The sequence below is a fragment of the Vibrio sp. 10N.247.311.12 genome, from assembly GCF_041467515.1.
Classification (GTDB): Bacteria; Pseudomonadota; Gammaproteobacteria; order Enterobacterales; family Vibrionaceae; genus Vibrio; species Vibrio crassostreae_C.
In genome coordinates this window covers 1-22,188 of the sequence record NZ_JBFSUV010000007.1, presented here as the reverse complement: position 1 = coordinate 22,188, position 22,188 = coordinate 1, and the positions used below count along the sequence as shown (strand labels likewise).

20 protein-coding genes are annotated in these 22,188 nt (G+C 44.8%); 5 read left to right on the top strand and 15 right to left on the bottom strand.

Annotated elements, in window-relative coordinates; genetic code table 11:
* The first annotated feature begins 174 nt into the window (after positions 1-174).
* Entirely contained in the window at positions 175-2,952 is a 2,778-nt protein-coding gene (locus AB6E30_RS04990; RefSeq protein WP_017064099.1) for an insulinase family protein, read from the top strand.
* Between the two features lie 303 nt (positions 2,953-3,255).
* Here the strand turns inward: AB6E30_RS04990 and fadJ are convergent, their stop codons facing one another.
* The gene (fadJ, locus tag AB6E30_RS04985; RefSeq protein WP_372102807.1) at positions 3,256-5,502 is read right to left on the bottom strand and encodes a fatty acid oxidation complex subunit alpha FadJ; all 2,247 of its coding nucleotides are present in this window, start codon (positions 5,500-5,502) and stop codon (positions 3,256-3,258) included.
* On the bottom strand, positions 5,502-6,809 hold the full coding sequence (gene fadI / locus AB6E30_RS04980) for an acetyl-CoA C-acyltransferase FadI (RefSeq protein ID WP_017060645.1): 1,308 nt from the start codon (positions 6,807-6,809) through the stop codon (positions 5,502-5,504). Before fadI ends, fadJ begins: the two co-directional genes overlap by 1 nt.
* A gap of 574 nt (positions 6,810-7,383) precedes the next feature.
* Between fadI and AB6E30_RS04975 the strand changes: the two genes are divergently transcribed.
* From AB6E30_RS04975 to AB6E30_RS04960, 4 genes are all read left to right on the top strand, one after another.
* Positions 7,384-7,932, top strand: a complete 549-nt coding sequence (locus tag AB6E30_RS04975; RefSeq protein WP_372102856.1) for a sigma-70 family RNA polymerase sigma factor — start codon at positions 7,384-7,386, stop codon at positions 7,930-7,932.
* Entirely contained in the window at positions 7,925-8,653 is a 729-nt protein-coding gene (locus AB6E30_RS04970; RefSeq protein ID WP_372102805.1) for a DUF3379 domain-containing protein, read from the top strand. The genes AB6E30_RS04975 and AB6E30_RS04970 overlap by 8 nt, the downstream gene beginning before the upstream one ends.
* 297 nt (positions 8,654-8,950) lie before the next feature.
* Positions 8,951-10,186, top strand: a complete 1,236-nt coding sequence (locus tag AB6E30_RS04965) for an outer membrane protein transport protein (RefSeq protein ID WP_372102803.1) — start codon at positions 8,951-8,953, stop codon at positions 10,184-10,186.
* A 296-nt stretch (positions 10,187-10,482) separates the two neighbouring features.
* Positions 10,483-11,760, top strand: coding sequence for an outer membrane protein transport protein (locus tag AB6E30_RS04960; RefSeq protein WP_372102801.1), 1,278 nt, complete (start codon positions 10,483-10,485; stop codon positions 11,758-11,760).
* A 95-nt stretch (positions 11,761-11,855) separates the two neighbouring features.
* On the opposite strand, the gene AB6E30_RS04955 is transcribed toward AB6E30_RS04960, so the two are convergent.
* From AB6E30_RS04955 to AB6E30_RS04895, 13 genes are all read right to left on the bottom strand, one after another.
* Positions 11,856-12,641, bottom strand: coding sequence for a VacJ family lipoprotein (locus AB6E30_RS04955; protein WP_372102799.1), 786 nt, complete (start codon positions 12,639-12,641; stop codon positions 11,856-11,858).
* A 124-nt stretch (positions 12,642-12,765) separates the two neighbouring features.
* Positions 12,766-13,986, bottom strand: coding sequence for a c-type cytochrome biogenesis protein CcmI (gene ccmI, locus AB6E30_RS04950; RefSeq protein WP_372102797.1), 1,221 nt, complete (start codon positions 13,984-13,986; stop codon positions 12,766-12,768).
* Positions 13,986-14,474 carry a cytochrome c-type biogenesis protein gene (locus tag AB6E30_RS04945; RefSeq protein ID WP_372102795.1) on the bottom strand — a complete coding sequence of 163 codons (489 nt, stop codon included), beginning with the start codon at positions 14,472-14,474 and terminating at the stop codon, positions 13,986-13,988. Before AB6E30_RS04945 ends, ccmI begins: the two co-directional genes overlap by 1 nt.
* Complete coding sequence (locus AB6E30_RS04940; protein WP_017060653.1) at positions 14,471-15,022, bottom strand: DsbE family thiol:disulfide interchange protein; 552 nt, start codon at positions 15,020-15,022, stop codon at positions 14,471-14,473. Before AB6E30_RS04940 ends, AB6E30_RS04945 begins: the two co-directional genes overlap by 4 nt.
* A 5-nt stretch (positions 15,023-15,027) precedes the next feature.
* Positions 15,028-16,998, bottom strand: a complete 1,971-nt coding sequence (locus tag AB6E30_RS04935; RefSeq protein ID WP_017060654.1) for a heme lyase CcmF/NrfE family subunit — start codon at positions 16,996-16,998, stop codon at positions 15,028-15,030.
* Positions 16,995-17,477: a cytochrome c maturation protein CcmE gene (ccmE, locus tag AB6E30_RS04930; protein WP_017060655.1), complete on the bottom strand. Its 483-nt coding sequence runs from the start codon at positions 17,475-17,477 to the stop codon at positions 16,995-16,997. The genes AB6E30_RS04935 and ccmE overlap by 4 nt, the downstream gene beginning before the upstream one ends.
* Positions 17,474-17,680, bottom strand: a complete 207-nt coding sequence (gene ccmD / locus AB6E30_RS04925; RefSeq protein ID WP_017060656.1) for a heme exporter protein CcmD — start codon at positions 17,678-17,680, stop codon at positions 17,474-17,476. The genes ccmE and ccmD overlap by 4 nt, the downstream gene beginning before the upstream one ends.
* A gap of 14 nt (positions 17,681-17,694) precedes the next feature.
* The gene (locus AB6E30_RS04920; protein ID WP_017068974.1) at positions 17,695-18,435 is read right to left on the bottom strand and encodes a heme ABC transporter permease; all 741 of its coding nucleotides are present in this window, start codon (positions 18,433-18,435) and stop codon (positions 17,695-17,697) included.
* A 148-nt stretch (positions 18,436-18,583) separates the two neighbouring features.
* Positions 18,584-19,252, bottom strand: coding sequence for a heme exporter protein CcmB (gene ccmB / locus AB6E30_RS04915; RefSeq protein ID WP_017060658.1), 669 nt, complete (start codon positions 19,250-19,252; stop codon positions 18,584-18,586).
* A gap of 1 nt (position 19,253) precedes the next feature.
* Positions 19,254-19,871, bottom strand: a complete 618-nt coding sequence (ccmA, locus tag AB6E30_RS04910) for a cytochrome c biogenesis heme-transporting ATPase CcmA (RefSeq protein WP_017060659.1) — start codon at positions 19,869-19,871, stop codon at positions 19,254-19,256.
* A 278-nt stretch (positions 19,872-20,149) separates the two neighbouring features.
* A complete protein-coding gene (locus tag AB6E30_RS04905) occupies positions 20,150-20,662 on the bottom strand; it encodes a DUF2802 domain-containing protein (RefSeq protein WP_017060660.1) in 513 nt (170 codons plus the stop codon).
* Positions 20,662-21,156 carry a chemotaxis protein CheW gene (locus AB6E30_RS04900; protein WP_017064109.1) on the bottom strand — a complete coding sequence of 165 codons (495 nt, stop codon included), beginning with the start codon at positions 21,154-21,156 and terminating at the stop codon, positions 20,662-20,664. Before AB6E30_RS04900 ends, AB6E30_RS04905 begins: the two co-directional genes overlap by 1 nt.
* A 72-nt stretch (positions 21,157-21,228) precedes the next feature.
* Positions 21,229-22,188, bottom strand: a 960-nt coding sequence (locus tag AB6E30_RS04895; protein ID WP_372102793.1) for a chemotaxis protein CheW, incomplete at its 5' end; no start/stop codon positions are given.

Sequence of the window (22,188 nt, the reverse complement as noted above, 5' to 3'; positions counted from 1 at the left end):
GAGTTCGACTTTCTTAACAATCTTGTTAAAAGAAAATAAATTACTGATAAAAATCGATAAAAGTGATTTAGAAATCGCCAAAAAGCACTTCATATCCCAAAATATGATCACAAGGTTTGCACGCCGAATCATCGGGTACATAATTTAAAAACCACCTTCTCTGGAGATGCTCCTGTGCACTTAAGCCCAAATGATGAACATCAATACCGCTACATAACCTTAAATAACGGGTTACGTGTACTGTTAGTTCAGGATCAAAATGCTCAAAAAGCAGCAGCCGCATTAGCCGTCAATGTGGGGCATTTTGATGACCCTACAGACCGAGAGGGTTTAGCTCACTACTTAGAGCATATGCTATTTTTGGGAACTGAAAAGTATCCAAAGGTCGGAGAGTTCCAAAGTTTTATCAGCCAGCATGGCGGTAGCAACAACGCTTGGACAGGAACAGAGCACACCTGCTTCTTTTTTGATGTTGAATTGAATGCCTTTGAAACCGCACTCGATCGCTTCAGCCAATTTTTTACCGCTCCCCTTTTCAACGAAGAAGCGTTAGACAAAGAACGCCAAGCCGTTGACTCCGAATACAAGATGAAACTCAACGACGACTCACGACGCTTGTACCAAGTTACCAAAGAACTGGTGAATCACAATCACCCATTCTCGAAGTTTTCTGTCGGTAATATCGATACGTTGGGCGACAGAAACGGCGAGACGATTCGACAAGAGATTTTAGCTTTCCACCAGCAACAATACTCTGCTGACTTAATGACCCTGACACTGTCTGGCAATCAGTCATTAGATGAGATGCAAAGCTGGGTTGAGGATCGCTTTAGCTCGATCACCAATCACAACCTACAAGGCAAAAAGGTTGAAGTACCGATTGTTGGCGAGTTGAGCACAGGCGTACAAGTGCGTGTTGAGCCAATTAAAGAAGTGCGCAAACTGATCTTAACCTTCCCTATGCCCAGTATGGACGAACACTACGGCGTTAAGCCTTTGTCGTTCTTTGCCCACCTTTTAGGTTACGAAGGTGAAGGCAGTTTGATGATGCAACTCAAAGAGAAAGGCTGGATAACATCTCTCTCTGCAGGTGGTGGCGCGAGTGGCAGTAACTACCGTGATTTCACAGTCAGTTGCTCATTGACCATAGAAGGTTTAACCAAAACCGATAACATCATCCAAGCGATATTTCAGTACATCAAGTTAGTCGAACAACAAGGCATAGAAGAGTGGCGCTACCTAGAAAAACGCGCCGTTTTAGAGTCTGCTTTCCGCTTTCAAGAGCCAGCAAGACCGCTTGATGTCGTCAGCCACCTCGTCATCAACATGCAGCACTACCAAGAGCAAGATGTGGTGTATGGCGATTACAAAATGTCGCATTTCGATGACGAATTACAGCGTTCTTTGCTGCCTTACTTAACCGTAGACAACATGCGAGCGACCATTGTTGCTCAGGGATTCGAGTATGACAGGGAAGCGAAGTGGTACTTTACGCCCTACTCGGTCACACCTTTTAGCGCTGAACAAGTTCAATGCTTTACGTGCATTAACCCCGGTTGGCAGTTTGAACTCCCAAGCAAAAACCCGTTTATTTGCTACGATCTAGACCCGACTGAACTGGAAGGTGACGCTAAGTTCCCACAACTGTTAGAAGAGCTCGACGGCTTTAAGCTGTGGCACCTGCAAGACCATCAATTTCGAGTTCCTAAAGGTGTGGTGTATGTCGCTATCGATAGCCCGCACTCAGTTGCTAGCCCAAGAAATATCGTTAAAACACGCTTGTGCGTAGAGATGTTCTTAGACTCACTCGAAAAAGATACGTATCAGGCTGAAATCGCCGGAATGGGCTACAACATGTACACCCATCAGGGCGGTGTAACGCTCACTCTGTCCGGGTTTAGCGAGAAACAGCCACAACTGCTCAATATGATTCTTGAACGTTTCCAAGCACGCGACTTTAGTCCAACACGCTTCGAAACCATCAAGCATCAATTGCTCAGAAACTGGAACAACGCGTCGCAAGATCGCCCTATTTCGCAGTTGTTTAATGCAATGACTGGGATACTTCAACCAAATAACCCGCCTTATTCCGTGTTAATTGAAGCCCTAGAAACGATAGAGGTCGATGAGCTCTCCTCTTTTGTTCAAGCAATCTTGGCGGAACTTCATGTTGAGATGTTTGTGTATGGCGACTGGAAAAAAGCCGATGCACACAAGATGGCTGAAACGCTAAAAGATGCACTGCGTGTTCAAGATCAGGCTTACGAAGAATCACTGCGTCCGCTCATCATGCTCGGTGAAAACGGCAGCTTCCAACGTGAAGTGGTGTGTAACCAAGATGATTCAGCAATTGTGGTTTATTACCAATGCCCTGATATTTCACCTAAAAATATCGCGCTGTATTCATTGGCAAACCATTTGATGTCGGCCACTTTCTTCCATGAGATACGAACCAAGCAGCAGCTAGGTTACATGGTCGGTACTGGCAATATGCCGCTCAACCGACACCCTGGTATTGTGTTGTATGTGCAATCACCGAATGCCGCCCCTGCTGACTTGTTAGCTTCAATAGATGAGTTCCTCAATGCCTTTTACATGGTGCTGTTGGAGCTTAACGACTATCAATGGCACAGCAGTAAGCGCGGTCTCTGGAATCAGATTTCGACACCAGATACGACTTTGCGAGGGCGAGCTCAGCGCTTATGGGTTGCGATAGGCAATAAGGATGTTGAGTTCAACCAGAGAGAGCGCGTATTGGAAGACCTTAAGGGGTTAACTCGCTCAGACATGATGCGTTTTGTGGTTAGCCAGCTAAAACCACGCACGGCAAATCGCCTGATTATGCATGCTCACGGTAATGCTCATAATGAGGAAGAGAAGCTGTCAGCAGGTGTTGAAATTGGCTCTATTGATGAGTTTCAGTTACGCCCGAAAGATACTGAGCTAGGCTGATAAAGCTGGAATGAAAATCATAAGGTTGATGTGAAAGCATCAACCTTTTTTATTGGATGCAGCCCAAAAGCAGATCTCCTATTACGCTCCTTCGTCGCTTTAGGAGATGACGGTAGTTTTGATTGACGTGTGTTTGACCACCTTTCTAATCAACGCAATAACTTACTTTTTATCTCTCAATCATCATTCCCGAGAAGGAGGAACGACTGAGTCGGGAATCTCATTCCTTTCACACTCGTTCATAAAACAGAAAAGCCCGCATCAATTGCTTGATACGGGCTTCTTAATCAATGAGTTAGAGAGTTACTTGTAGAAAGACTCACCCAATCCAGCACGTGTCAGTAGGCCATCACATGGCGCGAAACGATCACCGTACTTCTTAGCGAAATCGTTCATCATCTCAACCAGTGACTTAATGCCGATTTGATCCATATAACGGAACGGACCACCTAGGAATGGCGGGAAACCGATACCGAAAATCGCACCGATATCACCATCACGAGGGCTGCGGATAATGCCGTCGTCTAGACAACGAACCGCTTCGTTTAGCATAGGTAACACACAGCGCATCGCGATATCGTTGTCGCTCAACTTAGGATCTGGTTGCAGCTTAAGCAGCTTGTAAACTGACTTATCCACTTCCTTCTTCTTGCCTTTGTAAGTGTAGAAACCTTTACCACTCTTACGGCCTTTACGATTGTCATTCAAAAGAATATCGAACACATCAGGACCTTGGAAACGATCGCCAAGCTCATTCACTAAAATCGGAATGATCTTCGCTCCGATATCAACACCCACCTCATCTAATAAGGTGATAGGGCCAACTGGGAAACCGAAATCCAATAACGTACTGTCGAGCTTTTCAATCGGCTCGTTCGCTAGCAGTAAATGCGCTGCTTCATTCATGTATGGAGCAAGAATACGGTTCACATAAAAACCAGCGGTGTCTTTGACAACAATCGGGGTTTTACCTTGCTTCTTCGCTAATGCAACAACCGTCGAGATCGTCTCTTCAGAGGTTGTTTCATGTGGGATGACTTCTACTAGCGGCATTTTCTCTGCAGGGCTGAAGTAGTGAAGACCGACCACATTTTCTGGTCGCTGCGCCTTCTCTGCAATCTTATGGATCGGCAGTGAAGACGTATTCGTCGCGAAAATAGTCTCAGGCTTGGCATTGGCTTCGATATCCGCAACCATTGACTGCTTAAGGTCGAGGTCTTCAAATACCGCTTCAATCACCACATCGGTGTGATTAAAGCTCGTAAAGTCGATACCACCAGAAAGCTGAAGCATCTTACTTTCAAGGCCCGCTCGGTTCAGAATGCGACGCTTACGCTGCTTATCGAACAACTTGAAGTTGTAGTTAAGCGCGTTCAGCACACCTTCATTTGATACATCTTTGATACGAACTGGCACTTTCGCCTTAGCAACGCTGACATGGCTGATGCCTGCACCCATAAGACCGCCGCCTAGCACACCAACACGCTTAACCGCTTTTGGTTCTACGTCTGCGCCGTGTTCTTTTTTCATTTCCGTGGTTGCAAAGAAAATCGAACGAAGGGCTTTAGACTCTGAAGTCATAACCAGTTCTGAGAAACGCTTCGCTTCATACTGAAGACCTTTATCAAAGCCGTTCTCAAGGCCATAACGAATCACGTCTAAAATCGCATCCGCTGCTGGGTAATTGCCGCGTGTTTTCTGATTGGTCTTCTTAGAAGCTTGTTCAAAAATCACTTTACGACCAAGGCCGTTACGTGAAATCAGCTTTTCTTTGGTCGACGCTTGGCTTTTCGACGCAAGGCGCTTACCTTTTTTACTGCCCGTATTCTTTTCAACAAAGCTTTTAGCGACTTCAAGTAAGATAGTTTCTGGCACGCAAGCATCCACAACGCCTAGCGATTTCGCTTTTTTAGCGCGTAGCTGCTTGCCCGTAAGAATAAGGTCAAGAGATGGCAGTAAACCGATAAGACGAGGAAGACGTTGCGTACCACCAGAGCCAGGTAACAGACCAAGTTGGACTTCAGGTAGGCCAAGGCGAGTTTTGTCTGAGTCTGTACATACGCGGTAATCACAAGATAGTGCTAGCTCTAAGCCACCACCTAAACATGGGCCGTGAATCGCTGCGACAACAGGATAAGGCAAATCAGAAAGCGCTTGGAACATCTCTTGTCCCTGACGCGCCAGAGATTGTGCTTCATCAGCCGTCTTGCAGGCATCAAGCATTCGAACATCAGCGCCAGCAATAAAATTATCTGGCTTTAATGAATGAACGATTAAGCCTTTAACTCGGCTTTGCTTTTCCTTCAACTGCTCGAAGATTGCTTTCATTTCTTCGGCAAACGCCGCTTGAAGCGTGTTCATTTTTTCGTTTGGCACATCGATCGCAAGCCATGCAATATCTTGGTCATCGATAGTTAAAGAAAACGCGGTCGCCGGTTTTACGGCTTCATCGTTTGAAACCGTCTTGTCACTTTTAGATGCAGTCACTGGCTTTGAATCCGCTTTTTTGACTGCTTTCTTTTCTTTTTTCACATCAAGAGTCGTAGACATTATTCTACCTCCAAGATCATTGCTGCACCTAAGCCACCAGCCGCACAAGCAGTATTCAATGCTAGGCCACCACCACGACGTTTAAGTTCACGCAGTGTCTGAGTCATCATACGCGCGCCAGTCGCTGCAAACGGGTGACCGTAAGCAATTGAGCTACCCAGCACGTTGAACTTCTCCATATCAATCTCACCGATCGCTTTGTCACGGCCAAGATTCTTCTGAGCAAACTCATCGCTTGCGAACATTTTGACGTTAGCTAGAACTTGAGCTGCAAACGCTTCGTGCATCTCGATAAGTGTTAGATCTGATAATTCTAGACCCGTGTTCTTCAAAACCTGAGAGGTCGCGTAAGTCGGACCCATCAACATATCCGTTTCAACACCAATCGCTGAGAACGCGTAGCCACGAATGTAACCAAGCACTTCTAAGCCTAGCTCTTTCGCTTTTCCTTCGCGCATCAACATCACCGCAGCACCGCCATCGGTAAGAGGCGTGGCATTGGCTGCCGTAACACTGCCGTACTTTCTATCGAATGCAGGGCGCAATTTCGCGTAGCCTTCAACCGTTGAATCATGGCGAATGTTGTTGTCTTCCGCTAGATACTTTTTGTAAGGTGCCGGGAATGCCGTCATCACTTCGTCTTTAATCTTGCCTTCTTTCCATGCCTGAGAAGCCAAAGAGTGAGAACGGTGAGCAAGTGCATCTTGAGCTTCGCGAGTAATACCATGCGTCTTAGCCATTTGCTCAGCCGTTTGTCCCATGGATAAACCGGTCGAGTATTCAGCAACTGCAGGTGGTACTGGCATCAAATCTTTTACGGAAAGTGTTTTAAGAATTTTCAGCTTTTGACCCATAGTTTTCGTTTTACTCAGCGCTAATAGATTTGCCGCTAACTTTTTCGAAACACCGATAGGCAATACAGAAGAAGAGTCCGCACCGCCCGCAATACCGATATCAATCGTGCCAGCCATAATGCTTTCGGTCACGTTAACTGCCGCTTGGAAGCTGGTCGCACATGCTCGTGTGACACTGTAGGCATCGGTATTGATGTTCATGCCTGTGCCCAACACGATTTCACGCGCAATGTTCGGCGCTTCTGGCATTTGCACTACTTGGCCGAACACAACTTGTTCGATAAGCGCAGGATCGACATCCGTTCTTGCAAGCATTTCGCTCACTACCATTTTGCCTAGGTCAACCGCAGGCACTTGGCTAAATTCTGTGCTCTGACGAGCGAATGGGGTTCGTAGTCCAGCGACAACGGCAACACGTTCTCCAGAACGCGTTTTGACTTCCTGTTTGCCCATGGTTTCTCCTTAAAGTTAAGAGGTCTGACCTGAAGCATTGTAAAGAAGTTGTTAATTAAATCAAACGAGCGTTTAAATAAACGTGATACGAGTATCTCACTGCTTGAAAATATAACTGCACATTCAGGCGAACCTTTTTGGGGGAAAGGTTGTCCTAAGAGACTAAACTATTGCTAGTAGAGACTGTTATGCGTAGGTAAAGAGTCGATGGTTTTGTATCAGAGTATTTTCTGAAGGCAAAAAAAAACCACACAAAGCTGTGTGGTCGGAATGTATATAAAGCAATTAACTTAACGCCAATTGAAATAATCAGTTTCCTGATTAGGAGAAAGTAAAGTCAGCCTTCAAAAGGAAGTGTCGTCTTGCTCAACATGCTAGCCACGAATGACTAACTAGACGACAAGGTGTACTATAACGGGTTCGAGGCCTTAGATTTTGAAGTAGATCAATTTTAATGTGATTTTACGATTTCCTGCCGATGATCGTTAGCTCTAAAAATATAAAAACGAAGCACAACGTATAGAGGACAGCTATACGCAGAGCAATTATGGAGGCTCGTGTGTCAATAATAAAAATGTTTGGAAAGAAAACAGCCAAGCGTCCGGTCAACTCTGATATGGACAAACAAAGAAAATACGAAGCACTCGTGCGTGCCTATCATCGTGACCTCTTTCGCTACGCCTATTGGTTATGTAAAGACAAAAGCATTGCCGAGGATTTAGTACAAGAGACTTGCCTTCGAGCATGGAAGTCACTCGATAGCCTACAAGATGAAAAAGCCGCTAAGTCTTGGCTGATTACCATCTTGAGACGCGAGAACGCTCGACGTTTTGAACGCAAGCAGTTTGATCTAGTTGATATCGACGATCATGGTAATGATGCTAGTGTCAGTGATGACCCACACCATCAACATCTATGGTTGCAAGCTCAGATCATGAAACTTGAAATTGATTATCGTGAACCTCTTTTCTTGCAAGTGATTGGTGGTTTTAGTGGTGATGAGATTGCCGATATTCTCGATCTCAACAAAAACACGGTGATGACACGTTTATTCAGAGCTCGAAATCAGTTGAAAGAGCTGTTGGATACAGAAGAGGCAGAGAGGGGGCAACATAATGGATGATTTGGAATTTCGTCGTCGTGTATTGTCGGAACCTAAACAACGTACACAAGATATTGTTGATGCGACCGCGAATAGCGAAGCCAATAGTAACTTCTTAGACGATGTACTAGCGCTTGATAAACAGATCCACTCTGCGATGAATGTGGATGTGCCAGACGATCTTGCTGATCGTATTCTGTTCAATCAGACCTCAAGCGAAGAAAGCAAAGTAGTAAGGCCAACGTTTGCGAGACGAGCAATGGCAATGGCCGCCTCAGTAGCATTCGTTGCAGGTTTATTAGTTGGCCAAGTGAATTGGGGAAATGCATTCGTTTCACCTGCGCAAGCTAGTTTAGTTGATACAGCGATGAAGCATGTTGTTGATGAGAAGAGCTTTGTTAGTAACATCGATGAACAGGTTACATCGCAGCAGATCAACGCAAAAATGAACCCATTTGCTTTTCAGTTTGATGACGCTTTCCCTTACCATGTTTATTACCTAAACCACTGTGGCTTTGGTAAATCCAACGCAGTACATATGGTCTTCCAAGGCGCAAAAGGCAAAATAACACTGTTTTTAACCGGTATTCCAACAGACAAACCTATCGACTTTGATGAAAAAGGCATGTCTGGCTCGGTAACACCCGTAGATGGCAGTAGCTTAATCCTTGTGGGTGAAAATGGTGAGGATGTTTCCAAAATCGCCGAAAAGCTGACAAAAATGATCAAACCAATGAGCTAATTCGCTCTTAAAGCCCCGTCACAAAAGGCCCAGCAATTATATTACTGATATTGCTGGGCTTTATTTATAAATAAACCAGAAAACCATTCACACCACCAATACCTCTAGAGTTAAAACTCTAAAAATCAGCATTTCGCACCATTTTCGTGCCAGATAGGCGTCATTTCCATAATTTTCCACTCAAAATTCCCAATGGTCGGATTTGTATATCGTATACTTGCGAATAGGATCAGCCACCATTGAGCAATTGCTCAAATTAATCGCCCTGTAGAGGCGGATATATAAAGGAATAAATGAATGACTACCAACAACACGCGTCTGTTTAAAAAGTCTCTTTTAGCAGTAACAATTACACTGGCGTCTTCGCAAGCGATGGCAGCAGGTTTCCAACTTAACGCACAATCAGCTACCGGCATCGGCCGTGCTTTCGCTGGTGATGCAGTAATCGCAGATAACGCGTCAGTAATGGCACGTAACCCTGCAGCAATGGCACTATTTGACAAGACTGAGCTTTCTCTTGGTTTTGAAAGCATTACTTCTATGATTGAAGTCAGCGACGCAAACTATGATCTAGCTGGAGGTTCAATTCCAAGTACTGATGATGTTGGTGATACCTCTATTGCACCCAATATCCACCTTATCGTGCCTGTAAACGATAAATTTGCTTGGGGTGTTAATGCTTACTCAAATTTTGGTACCAAAACAGAGTTTGCTGACGACTATGCTGCTGAAGTCTATGGTGGGTTAACTGATGTTATGAGTATCAACTTTGGTCTTGCAGGTTCCTATCGCTTAAATGAACAATGGAGTGTAGGTGCCGGTTTAGATTTAATTTACGGTCAAGGTACCATGAAGCGTTCAGTTCCAAATACTCAAGGAGCTGCATACTTACTAAACGTTGACAAAGCTGATGGCTGGGCTGTTGGCTTTAACTTAGGTACAGTTTACGAGCTTAACGAAAATAACCGTTTTGGTTTGTCCTACCGCTACAGCCCTGAAATGACGGCCGAAGATGATAAAGGCCAAGAAATCACTCTGCCTCTACCGGATATTGCTGAATTTTCGGGTTACCACAGAATTGAAGACACTAAATTTGCTGTGCATTACTCAGTACAGTGGATTGGTTGGGGTGACTTTGATCAAATTGAATTCCGTAATTTGGACTTTGCGACATCACCTATCGGTGGTTTAAATGGTAGTTATGACAAAGCTTATGAATGGCAAGATGGTTGGCACTACTCTATTGGTGGTACATACTACCTAAACAGCACTTGGACACTCCGTGCTGGTTACATGTACGATACTAGTGCACAAGATGAGCTAACGTCCGTATCAGTACCGGATTCGGATCGCCAATGGTTCTCTGCAGGCTTTACATATCACATAAATGAAGATTCAAATGTTGATTTCGGCTTCACTTACTTAATGGGTGATGATGTTAGCGTGAAAGAAGATTCTGGAATCGGTACACTTACTGCTACTACCCACGCAGATGCAATCCTAATGGGCCTACAATACAGCCATAGCTTCTAATATAAGCTAGATTATAAATATCAAAGGGTCGCATTACGCGACCCTTTTTCATTGCCTAAGTCACTGACTCAAATCAATTTAAGCTTACAGCTGTAGCCTGCAAGACCAATATATGACTACAAGTGTACGCTCAAACTTCGCAACACAGCCGAAACATTTAGATGATTTCTCTAATTATTAAACACATTTACTCATTTAATCCCTAAAACACTGTTTTATTCGAATTTCATTTTTAAAGCAATAACTCTAAACGTAGAATCACGACACTAAATACTTATGATTCAGCGAACATAATAATGAAAATGAATAAGACTCTTCTATCTGCTGCAGTGGCAGTTGGACTACTTTCGACTTCTACCGTCACTCACGCGGCAGGTTTCCAACTAGCAGAATACTCAGCAACAGGCCTTGGCCGCGCGTATGCTGGTGAAGCAGCAATCGCAGACAACGCTGGTTCACAATGGCGTAACCCTGCCCTTCTTACTTATCTAGAAGGCACACAGGTTTCTGTTGGCGCTATCTATGTTGATCCAAATATTGATATCGACGGTACTTCAACATCAGGTGGCAACTCTACACCTTCAAATTCTAGCGATTTCGCTCATAGTGCAGTGATTCCAAACTTTTATGTTTCTCATAAGTACAACGACAAGTTTGCATTAGGTTTTGCTGCTGGTACTAACTACGGTATGGAAACAGACCTAGGTACAGACTTCGGTGGTGCTAACCACGGTAACGAAGCCAGTGTTACCACAATGGAGCTAAACTTAAACGCGGCATACCAAGTACTTGAGAATGTATCTATTGGTGGTGGTGTTCGTTACATCATGGCTGAAGGCAGTTTTGGTGCGGTATCAGCAACTTCTATTCAACAGATTGGAGTATCAAAAGGCGACGCTCTGAAATACATGGAAGGCGATGACACCGCATGGGGTTGGCAAGTCGGTACGGCTTGGCAAATCAACGAAAACAACCGCCTTGGTTTTACCTACAAATCAGAAGTTGATTTAACTCTATCAGGTCATGCTAACGGTCACGGTTTTAACTTCGGTCAACCAAATAAGAAAGATGCAGGCTCTATGGATCTTGCGCTTCCTGCTACAGCAGAACTTGCAAGTTTCCACCAATTGACAAATAAAGTCGCGGTTCACGCAAGCATTAACTGGACAAACTGGAGCAGTTTTAAAGAGCTTGTTGCTGATTTTCCGGGTGAAAACAGCGTAGAAATCAAACAAGAGAACTGGGAAGACAACTACCGTTTTGCAGTTGGTACGACTTACCAAATGACGCCTAAGTTAGCTTTACGTTCTGGTATTGCATACGATACTTCAGCTGTAAGTGAAGAGCACCGTACAGCAACGATCCCAGAAACAGACCGCACTTGGTTAAGTATTGGTGCAGGCTATCAATGGTCTGAGCAATTAACTCTAGATGCAGGCTTCACTTACATTTTAGCGAAAGATGCGAAAATGCTAGAAGATGACGCAGCATCAGCACCGTTTGGCGGCACTTTTGAAGGTGAAGTAACGGGTAGCATTTGGCTAGTAGGTATCCAAGCTAACTACCGTTTCTAATCTGGTTACTTAATCTAAAGTAGCAAATATAAAAAAGGCTCGATGTTATTTTCAACATCAAGCCTTTCTTTTATCAGTTATTCAAAATCTTATATCTAGTAATCTTCTAGGTATCCGTCAATGAAATCTTCTTCTTCCAGATCGACTTCTTCAGGTTCAATCTCGGCTTTGAAATCACGACGTTGAATATAAACATCTCGCGTTAATGCATATGGATCAGGAGAGTTATCCAACAGAGCCTCTTGTGACACTAACTGAGCACGTGTTTCCATGCCTTCGAATGCCCACTTTCCTAAGCTAGCCCAGAAGTTCAAGAAAGACAGAGGCACATACATACCATCAACGGTTTCAGTCACTTCGCGCGTTGTTACTGGGCCATAACCCGGTACCATGAAGTACGGACCATTCCCTACCCCGTAATGACCAATCGCATCAGAGAACGACTTATCATCGTATTTTGTGATCCCAGCTTCGCTGGCAATATCGATTAAGCCTAACAAACCAATCGTTGAGTTAATCCAAAAACGATTGAAATGGTCGAGTGCTTTTTCACCATTGCCCATAATAAGGTTATTCACCATGCTTGATGGTTCGTCTAAGTTGGCTAGGAAATTGGAGATACCAGAACGCACTGGCACAGGGGTGTAGTCAACATAAGCGAGGGAAACAGGGCGAACTAAGTAAGGATCTAGATATTCGTAGTTGATATCCCACATCGCTCGGTTGAAGCCTTCAAAAGGATCATTCGGGTGGGGCTCTTCGACGTATTCAGAGGTTTCGAGGTTATCATCGTTAACACTTTCGTCCGGTGCACTTGAACACCCAACCGTTAAGCTTGCGATAAAAAGTAAACTCGAGAGTCTTAAAACACTGACAGACATATCACCTTTTCCATAAGGAATTCAAATAATAAAAAAGGCCAGCAATCGCTGGCCTCAATTGTTTGGCTAAGTCTATACCGTTTATCTGCAAATCGGAATAGCTAACACCTATGCAAAGTGATGATTAATATTGCTTATTGATATCAATGGTAACTGGAGCACCCAGTTCAACCACTTCACTTTCACCGTACCAATCACCTTCGCGAGTTGAAACGTTGCCGTCTGTATCAAGCCTAGCTCTAACCATCAGAGTTTCAAGGCTAGACAGCTTTTGTCCTTCCAGCATGCTGTTGCCATCATCTAGCACAACAGTACGAGGGAAAGTCCCTAGTGGGTAACGAGCGGCTGCGATAGGCATTGGAGAACCATCTGCTCTATGTACTGACACAATTAACACAGAGTTAGGGTCAGCGTTAACGTCAGCAGATAGATCGAGCGTTACAGCAACAGTCTTGCCTTGGTCGACACCCATAGTGTCACCCATTTTCTTCTGAGTACTTTCAATACTGCGAGAAAGCATTTCATAGCGACTGTCTTGTGGACCAATCATCTGTTGCATGATGCTCCAGTACTTCACAGCACCCGGGTAATCTTGACGCTCAAATGCATCGAACGCTAGCAGTGAGAACACACGAAGGTCTACGTAATCGTTTTGAATCAAACGGCTCAAAATCAAACGAGCTTGGTTTTGATCCGCTTCATCAGGTGAAAGCATCAGTGCTTGTGCGAAACCTAACTGAACATCTTCATTCTTAGGTTCAAGCTTGTAAGCTCGTTCCATAGAATCTTTTGCTGTTTCAGCGTCGCGGTTAGCCAGTGCAATACGACCGAGTAGCAACCAACCTGTTGAATCTTTTGGTTGGTAATGCAGACGAGTACGAAGCGCCAGAGTCAAATCTTCCAGTTCATCATCCGTTAGTGCACCACCTTCCGATGACATCAGCTTTTTAGACAATTCAGGAAGGTTCGAGCTCACTTCTTGCCAGTGTTGAACTTTGTCCAATGCACCGAACTTAAAGTACATACCGTAGGTAACAACCAAAACAAGAATCACTGACGGTACAACGACACCCAGCGTAGATATCTGTGTTCTCTTGATTTTTTCTTGCGTTGGAACGTCATCAAGTAGCGACTGTTTTAAGTCAGCGATCAGTTCTTGCTGGTTATCAACAAGGCCTTCTTCAGCTTCTACTTCTAATTCAACTAAGCGATCTTTATAGAAGGCTTTATTCAACTCATCACGAAGCACTTCATCGTTGTTTTCCTTCTTGTTCAAAAAAGGCAGAACAATCATTAAAATCGCTGCTAGCGAAAGGACAATTGTAGAAATCCAAAATAGAGTCATTACTGTTTATCTCCGTCGTTCTCTTCGTCGAGTAACGCTTTTAAACGTGCTTCTTTGTCTGCATCCCAGTCTTTATTGGACTCTACTGCTTTTGATTTTGACTTTCTGCTTCGTAAAACAATCAAACCAAAACCTAATACAACAACCGAAAACGGACCAACCCATAGGATCGATGTCGCCAAGGTCAGTGGCGGGTTGTAAGTCACAAAGTTACCGTAGCGAGCAATCATGTAATCAATGATATCTTGCTTCGACTTGCCGTCTTTTGTCATCTCGTACACTTTTTGGCGTAAGTCGACCGCTAGCTCAGCATTCGAATCACCAATCGTGTTGTTCTGACATTTAGGACAACGCAGCGTATTACTCAACTCTTTAAACTGCTGTTCTTGATCCACGGTTTCAAATTCATGGAACTCGATAGGCGCAGCAGAAACTGTCGCTGAAATTGCGAACGTAGCGAATAGAGCAATCAGTGCCTTTCTAATCATTTCGATTCCTCCAGCAACTCTTGATACATCGGCTCAAGCGTCGATGCCCAGTTGGTTGGGTTCACGTCACCAACATGGCGGTAGCGAACCACGCCGTTAGCATCAATTAGGAAAGTTTCAGGCGCGCCATACACGCCAAGGTCAAGACCTAGCATGCCATTGCCATCAAACAGGCTGATTAAGTAAGGGTTACCCAGTTCTTTTAACCAACCAACCGCTTTGTTGCGATCATCTTTGTAGTTAAGACCAATGATCTTAACACCTTGATCCGCAAGCTTGTTCAGGTAAGAGTGCTCTGCATAACAAGTAGGACACCAAGTCGCCCACACGTTAAGAAGCAGTGGCTCACCTTTAAAGATCGCTTGATCATGAAACTTACCTGGTTGTTCTAAGTCTTCTAGACCGAACTCAGGAACAGGCTTACCAATCAATACTGATTCAAGCTTAGTAGGGTCATCACCCGACTGGTTGCGCATTAATTGCGTTGCAAAGATTCCAGCTAGAACCATGAACGCAATCAATGGAATGAATAAAATCTTCTTGTTCATTCGAATTAAGCCTCCTGCTCTTCAGCCGACTTTTTTGTTGGCTTACGGAAACGGTAACGACGGTCACTGATAGCAATAGCGCCACCAATCGACATGATCAAAGAACCAGCCCAGATCCAACGTACAAATGGTTTGTAGTAGATACGTACAGCCCAAGATTTGTTGTCGTCTAAACGTTCACCCATTGCAATGTAAAGGTCGCGCGTTACGCCACGGTCAATCGCTGCTTCTGTCATCATAGACTTAGCTGTGGTGTAGAAACGTTTTTCAGCGTGGAGCGTGTTGATGTATTTGCCTTCTTTAGTAATTTCAAAGTCAGCAATGTAACCATCGTAGTTAGGACCATCTTTGTCACGAACCCCTGTAAACAGGAAGCTGTATTCTTCAAGCTGGTAGCTTTCACCTGGCGCCAGACGCACATCACGTTCGATGCTGTAGTTTTGCACCATCGCGATACCAATCACTGTCACGGCTAAACCAATGTGACCACACATCATTGCCCAGTGGCTTCGAGGTAGCTTGGTTAGACCTTTCAGGAATGTGTGACGGTGAGTCGCACGTTCATGCAACTCAAAGCCGTGCATGAAGATAATCCAGAACGCCATTACCCAACCAGCAAACGCAGTACCACTGAAGCGGTCGGCCAATAGAGCAACCATTAGCGCACTCAAGCCAAGTGAGAATGCACCTGAAATCAGCATTGGTTTAACAAGCTTAGATAGGTTGTCACGTTTCCAGCGGATCAGAGGACCGATACCAAGCAGGAACGAGAACGGGATCATTAACCAAAAGAACAACATGTCAAAGAATGGTGCACCGATAGATACCGAGCCCAAGCCTAACTGTTTGTGAACTAATGGCAGTAGCGTACCGACTAATACAACGACAAGCGCTGCAATCAATAAGATGTTGTTACCAAGCAGTGCGTTTTCACGAGAAACCAGATCGAAGTTACCACGAACACGAACCGATGCGCCTTTAACAGCAAACAACAGCAGTGAACCACCGATAACAAAGACTAGGAAACCTAGAATAAACATACCACGAGCAGGATCCGACGCGAATGCGTGAACCGATACCAAGATGCCCGAACGAACTAAGAATGTCCCTAGTAAGCTTAGCGAGAATGCAGAGATAGCCAGCAGTACTGTCCAAGCTTTAAATGTGCCACGCTTCTCAGTTACCGCTAGTGAGTGCATTAGAGCAGTACCAGCCAACCAAGGCATGAATGAAGCGTTTTCTACTGGATCCCAGAACCACCAGCCACCCCAGCCAAGTTCGTAGTAAGCCCACCATGAACCTAGTGCGATACCTACCGTTAGGAATAACCAAGCTGCGATTGTCCAAGGACGCGACCAACGAGCCCATGCCGTATCAAGACGACCACTCATTAGAGAAGCGATTGCGAAAGAGAACGCAACAGAGAAACCTACATAACCCATGTAAAGCATTGGCGGGTGAATAATCAAACCCGGATCTTGCAGTAGTGGGTTCAGGTCACGGCCATCAACAGGGAAGAAAGGCAATGTACGTAAGAACGGGTTAGACGTCACGATAATGAACAGCAAGAAGCCGACAGTAATCAGACCCATGATAGCCAAAACGCGAGCCACAGACTCTTGAGGCATACCACGACTGAATGTCGCTACTGCTACAGTCCAACCCGCTTGGATGAGAACCCAAAGCAGTAATGAACCTTCGTGCGCACCCCAAACCGCCGTAATTCGGTAGTACCAAGGTAGTTGGCTGTTTGAGTTACTTGCTACGTATTGAATCGTAAAATCATTTGTGTAAAACGCGTAACACAAGATAAAGAACGAAATCGCTAAGAATCCGAACATACCCCACGACAACGGTCGTGCGCTGTTCATCAATAATGTGTTATTTCGAGCGGCTCCATACAATGGGAGCACGCTTAGCAGCAATGCAAGTCCCAAGGACAGGATCATCGCAAAATGGCCGATCTCGGCTATCATTGAGCATTTCCTTCTTTTTGTTCAGTCGTGTATTGCAAAGGCTCATGGGTTTTCTTCATTGCTTCCGCAACTTCAGAAGGCATGTACTCTTCATCGTGCTTTGCCAACACCTCAAACGCTTCGATTGTCGTTGCATTTTTAAGGACACCCTGAGCAACAATACCTTGGCCTTCACGGAAAAGATCAGGAAGGATACCATCGTATAGAATTGTTACTTTAGGGCCTACATCCGCCAAATCGAAGCTTACACGTAGTGATTCATTGTCACGGCTTACAGAGCCGACTACGACCATGCCACCAATACGTAGGCGTTGACCAACTTCAGGCTTTTTACCATCTTTGCCGTTGACCAGCTCAGTTGGTGTGTAGAACAGATCCATGTTCTGGTTAAGTGCGTAAACCATCAATCCAACAGTCGCACTGATACCAAAAAAGATCGCTAAGACAATGCCCAGCCTCTTTTTACGTCTTGGGTTCATAGAGTGTTCTCCATATTTTTTGCTGCATCGATACGAGCTTGACGATCAATCTTAGCTTGTACTTCATTTAGTAATTGCTTACCACGACGAACGCTTACGACCAGTAAAATGATCATCGCGAGGAATGTGATTCCAAATGCACTCCAGACATACGAGGCATAACCTCCCATGGCTAAGAAATCACTCAAAGATTCAAAATACATAATTACCTACCCTACTACGCTTTTTCAGCCGCAAGCTTGCGAACCCATGGACGGTGACTTTCTTTACTGATGATTTCGTTACGGAAACGAATCATGGTTAAAGCGCCAAAGAAGAAAGCGAAGCCGAAGATGTTAAGAAGAAGCGGCCATAGCATGTCACTTGAGATCGAAGGTTTTGCGAACTTAGTAATGGTCGCGCCTTGATGAAGTGTATTCCACCACTCTACAGAGAAGTGAATGATAGGGAGGTTGATGACACCAACGATAGCCAAAATGCCTGCCGCTTTCGCTGCTGTTTTTTGGTCGTCAAAAGCGTGGTGTAGTGCGATCACACCCAAGTATAGGAATAGAAGAATCAGCTCTGAGGTTAAACGCGCATCCCAAACCCACCAAGCACCCCACATTGGTTTACCCCAAACTGCGCCAGTTAGTAACGCAATGAAGGTAAACACAGCGCCAATCGGTGCCATCGCCAGTGCGGCCATGTCTGATAGCCTTACCTGCCATACCAAACCGATAAAGGCAGCAATCGCCATCGACATGTAAACGCCCATCGACCAGATTGCAGACGGAACATGGATGTAGATGATACGGAAGCTATCGCCTTGTTGGTAATCAGAAGGCGCAAATGCAAGCCCCCACACGGTACCGACGGATAGACACAATAGCGCTAGGATCGAAAACCATGGCAAAAGTTTACCAGCAAGCTGATAAGAGGTTTCTGCTTTGGCATAGGGATGGAGCCATTTCCACATGTTGTAATCTCACTCTTACTTCATATTGCTTACAGCTATTAAAGCTATAATTATAATAATTTTATTTGTCTTGCTTTCAGTTTTATTGACTCTATGAGTCCAATCGACACATTTGGTTCACATTGGCTATACGATAACGGAACCCCAATCAGTTCACACTTACTCTAAGTGCGGCACTGATCGCAAAAGGCGTCATAGTCATCGCACCCATTAACATTGCCCCAAGCACCGCCAATTGACCGTTGTATGCAACGCCCAAAGCCGCAGCGTCAATTGCTGACGTCGCGAAGATTAAAATGGGGATGTAAAGCGGCAAGATTAACAGGCTTAACAGGACTCCGCCCTTCTGTAACCCAACGGTTAACGCAACACCAATCGCACCAATAAAACTCAATGCGGGTGTTCCTACCAGCAAGGTCAACACAACTGAGAGCCATGTATCAAAATCTAAAGACAACAAAACAGCCAATAATGGGCTGATTAAAATCAATGGTAACCCGGTCAACAACCAGTGTGCTATGACTTTGGACAATACTACCAACTGCAACGGGATTGGCATCAGCATCATCTGTTCAAGGGCGCCATCTTGAAAATCATCACGGAAAAGACGCTCTAAAGAGAGCAATGCAGAGAGCAAAGCGGCCACCCAAACAATACCCGCAGCAATACGCGCAAGTAGGTTTGGCTCTGGGCCAATACTCAAAGGGAAAAGCGTGATAACAATGATGAAGAACCACAAAGGGTTAAAAATATCCGCTTGACGTCGAAACGCGATAAGCAGTTCGCGTCGGATAATCGTGGTCATTGAAGAGATCATATTACTCACCCAACTTTATTTTTCTTAGTTTCGGGCTATCAGCAAACATATCTTGGTGTGTGGTTAACAACACAATGCCACCGTTGTCTGCATGCTGAGAAAAAAGAGATTCGAGAACTTTCACGCCCTGCTTATCAATGGCAGTCAGCGGCTCATCAAGAATCCACAACATTTGCTTGCTCAACCAAAGGCGAGCCAACGCAACTCGGCGTTGTTGGCCTGCTGAAAGTTGCCCCGCAGGTACGTCTTCTCTGCCCGCAAGCCCGACTTGAGCCAGCGCGTGGTAAAGCTCTTCTTTGCTGGTACCGCCACTGTGAATCGACTGATAAAAGCTCAGATTCTCATAAGCACTAAGCTCGCGCTTTACGCCTGTTTGGTGACCAAGAAAAAGTAAATTTTGATGATAAACATCTCGACTCGATTCAATAGACTCACCGTCCCAAGAGATAGTGCCGTCATCGCGATCGCCTAAGCCAGTAATAATCCTAAGGAGTGTCGTTTTCCCGGTACCGTTACGACCTTCAACTTGAACCAGCTCACCTGGTTTCAATTGAAAAGACAACGATTCAAACAGAATCCTGTCGTCACGAATAGCAGTTAAATTTGAGACTTCTAGCATAGGTAAATTTAGTCGAGTAATGAGAGCGCTATAGTAGCACACCAACATGGTGACAAAACAGGACTAGGCGTTTTCGATAGAACAAAGTCGGTAAGAAACTGTTACCACCTCATCACAATTTACACATTTTCATCAACAAACAAGATATTGTCGTAGATACAATCACTTATAAACATCGTTCTATATAGATCGGACAGGCATAAAAAAAGAAGCCGAAGCTTCTTTTAAGAGGAATACGTAATAAACATCAATTGCTCAATACGAATTAAGCGCTCAATTTAACGACGTCGAGGCGGGTCTCTGCGATCGCGAGAGGCATCGGGTTGCTGATCGTACGATGAAGGGTCGCTTCGTAATGAAGGAATTTTCTCTTTACCAGCAAGCTTGTTCTGCAGAGACATCATCAGCTCAGCTTCTGCTTTGGGTAATTCACATTCTTCAATTAACTCGTTAATCCCAGCGCCAAGCTGAACCATTTTCGTTGCACGTGTGTACAAACGTCCATCGGTATCCGCATGTTCCAGCTCAACAATACGTTCATTCAAATGTTTGATAAGATCTTGTTGTTCAGTCACTTTCTGGCCAAGGCCAACCACAACAGAGCGAACCTCAAGTAATTGCTTACTCGATTTTTGAAGCTCTTTGTCCAAGTTACGAACTTGCAGGCGTGACTGATCGAGCTGCTTTTGAATCGCACGTTTTACTTTGCTAATCAAAATCAGGATAAATAACGTAAAAACCCCAACGCCTGATATCAGAGCGACAGGGCTTAAAGGAAGCGCTTCAAACATTACAGGTGAGCCATCTCATCCCATTCGTCTTCGCTTAGTAGTTTGTTTAGATCTACTAAGATAAGTAGCTTGCCATCTCGGTTACTTACACCTTGGATGAACTTAGCACTTTCATCAGTACCAACACTTGGCGTTGTGTCGATTTCAGAAGAACGCAGGTAAACCACTTCAGCAACGCTATCTACTAGAATGCCAATTACTTGACGCTCAGATTCAATAACGATGATACGAGTGTTGTCTGTGATTTCACCTTGCATCAAACCAAAGCGAGAACGAGTGTCGATAACAGTAACAACGTTACCACGTAGGTTAATAATACCTAGAACGTAATCTGGAGCACCCGGTACTGGAGCAATTTCGCTGTAACGTAGTACTTCACGTACTTGCATTACGTTGATGCCGTAAGTTTCTTCTTCTAGCTGGAAAGTCACCCATTGAAGTACTTCATCATTCGTTTGCTCTTTTCTTACTTCAACTTCACTCATATGAGACATAGATAATCCTCTTGCCGTCGTTACCGACCACTATTATTAACTTGATGCTTATTGTTAGCCCAATGCTTATTACTAGCTTAATGCTTTTACATCTAGCCCTGCGTTTAGCATGGCGATTAATGCTTCAACATGAATCAAAGCACACATTTTTTCTTTTACCATACCAGCGAGCCATGGGCGTTTCCCTGCCATTTCTCGCCAACGTACTTTGTCTGTATTAAGTAGCTCGGTGCCTTTGAGCTCGGTGCCCGCAAGGCCCCACAAGCTCTCTCCAAGCATCACTATATATTGATAGTTTTCTTTGTATTCGTCACCTGATAGTTTCTCAGACATCACCCATTTTGCGGTGTCGACCACATCTAGCTGACTATCACGGTTGGTTTGTAAACCCAAATACCAAGCTGGCTTACCAATGATATGACTTAACTCTTCAAGGCGATGGATGCCGCCAAGCTCATCAAGTGGCACCGCAAAGGTCACGCCGTTTACATCAAAATACAAGACTTGAAAGTCTTCTTTGCGAACCGTACTTTCCCAAGAGGTAAACTGGTCAGCACCTCCGGCTTGAGTTTCTGGTTCAATAACTGTCTCGGGCTCAGGAACGTCAAGTTCAGGCTCAACAGCCTTAACTTCTGCTTGTTCCGTCGCTAACGGTTCAGCTTGTAACTCTTCAATTTGCTGCGATTCAACAGGTGGCTCTACAACAATTGATAAATCGGGTTCTGGAAGATTCCAATCCTGAATCTCTGGCTCTTCGAACACTTGAACAGACTCAACCGCGGCATCAAACATTTGCATGTCAGCTTGCTCGGCAATTTTCTGGGTGTTCTGATCCATCAACTCATCAAGGTTCAGTTCATCAACAACATTGGTCGCCTCTAAACGACTCAGTAGTTTCTGAACATCCTCAAGGTTAGGAACCTCAAACTCAGCCGCGCGTATTTCTGAGTAGCTTGAGTGGTGACTCGAAAATTGGCGCTCTGGCTCTGGCTCTGGCTCTGGCTCTGGCTCTGGCTCTGGCTCTGGCTCTGG

Coding starts and splice junctions, on each gene's coding strand:
- fadJ (WP_372102807.1), bottom strand. CDS start 5,502: ATGTCTACGACTCTTGATGTGAAAAAAGAAAAGAAAGCAGTCAAAAAA.
- fadI (WP_017060645.1), bottom strand. CDS start 6,809: ATGGGCAAACAGGAAGTCAAAACGCGTTCTGGAGAACGTGTTGCCGTT.
- AB6E30_RS04975 (WP_372102856.1), top strand. CDS start 7,384: ATGTTTGGAAAGAAAACAGCCAAGCGTCCGGTCAACTCTGATATGGAC.
- AB6E30_RS04970 (WP_372102805.1), top strand. CDS start 7,925: ATGGATGATTTGGAATTTCGTCGTCGTGTATTGTCGGAACCTAAACAA.
- AB6E30_RS04965 (WP_372102803.1), top strand. CDS start 8,951: ATGACTACCAACAACACGCGTCTGTTTAAAAAGTCTCTTTTAGCAGTA.
- AB6E30_RS04960 (WP_372102801.1), top strand. CDS start 10,483: ATGAAAATGAATAAGACTCTTCTATCTGCTGCAGTGGCAGTTGGACTA.
- AB6E30_RS04955 (WP_372102799.1), bottom strand. CDS start 12,641: ATGTCTGTCAGTGTTTTAAGACTCTCGAGTTTACTTTTTATCGCAAGC.
- ccmI (WP_372102797.1), bottom strand. CDS start 13,986: ATGACTCTATTTTGGATTTCTACAATTGTCCTTTCGCTAGCAGCGATT.
- AB6E30_RS04945 (WP_372102795.1), bottom strand. CDS start 14,474: ATGATTAGAAAGGCACTGATTGCTCTATTCGCTACGTTCGCAATTTCA.
- AB6E30_RS04940 (WP_017060653.1), bottom strand. CDS start 15,022: ATGAACAAGAAGATTTTATTCATTCCATTGATTGCGTTCATGGTTCTA.
- AB6E30_RS04935 (WP_017060654.1), bottom strand. CDS start 16,998: ATGATAGCCGAGATCGGCCATTTTGCGATGATCCTGTCCTTGGGACTT.
- ccmE (WP_017060655.1), bottom strand. CDS start 17,477: ATGAACCCAAGACGTAAAAAGAGGCTGGGCATTGTCTTAGCGATCTTT.
- ccmD (WP_017060656.1), bottom strand. CDS start 17,680: ATGTATTTTGAATCTTTGAGTGATTTCTTAGCCATGGGAGGTTATGCC.
- AB6E30_RS04920 (WP_017068974.1), bottom strand. CDS start 18,435: ATGTGGAAATGGCTCCATCCCTATGCCAAAGCAGAAACCTCTTATCAG.
- ccmB (WP_017060658.1), bottom strand. CDS start 19,252: ATGATCTCTTCAATGACCACGATTATCCGACGCGAACTGCTTATCGCG.
- ccmA (WP_017060659.1), bottom strand. CDS start 19,871: ATGCTAGAAGTCTCAAATTTAACTGCTATTCGTGACGACAGGATTCTG.
- AB6E30_RS04905 (WP_017060660.1), bottom strand. CDS start 20,662: ATGTTTGAAGCGCTTCCTTTAAGCCCTGTCGCTCTGATATCAGGCGTT.
- AB6E30_RS04900 (WP_017064109.1), bottom strand. CDS start 21,156: ATGTCTCATATGAGTGAAGTTGAAGTAAGAAAAGAGCAAACGAATGAT.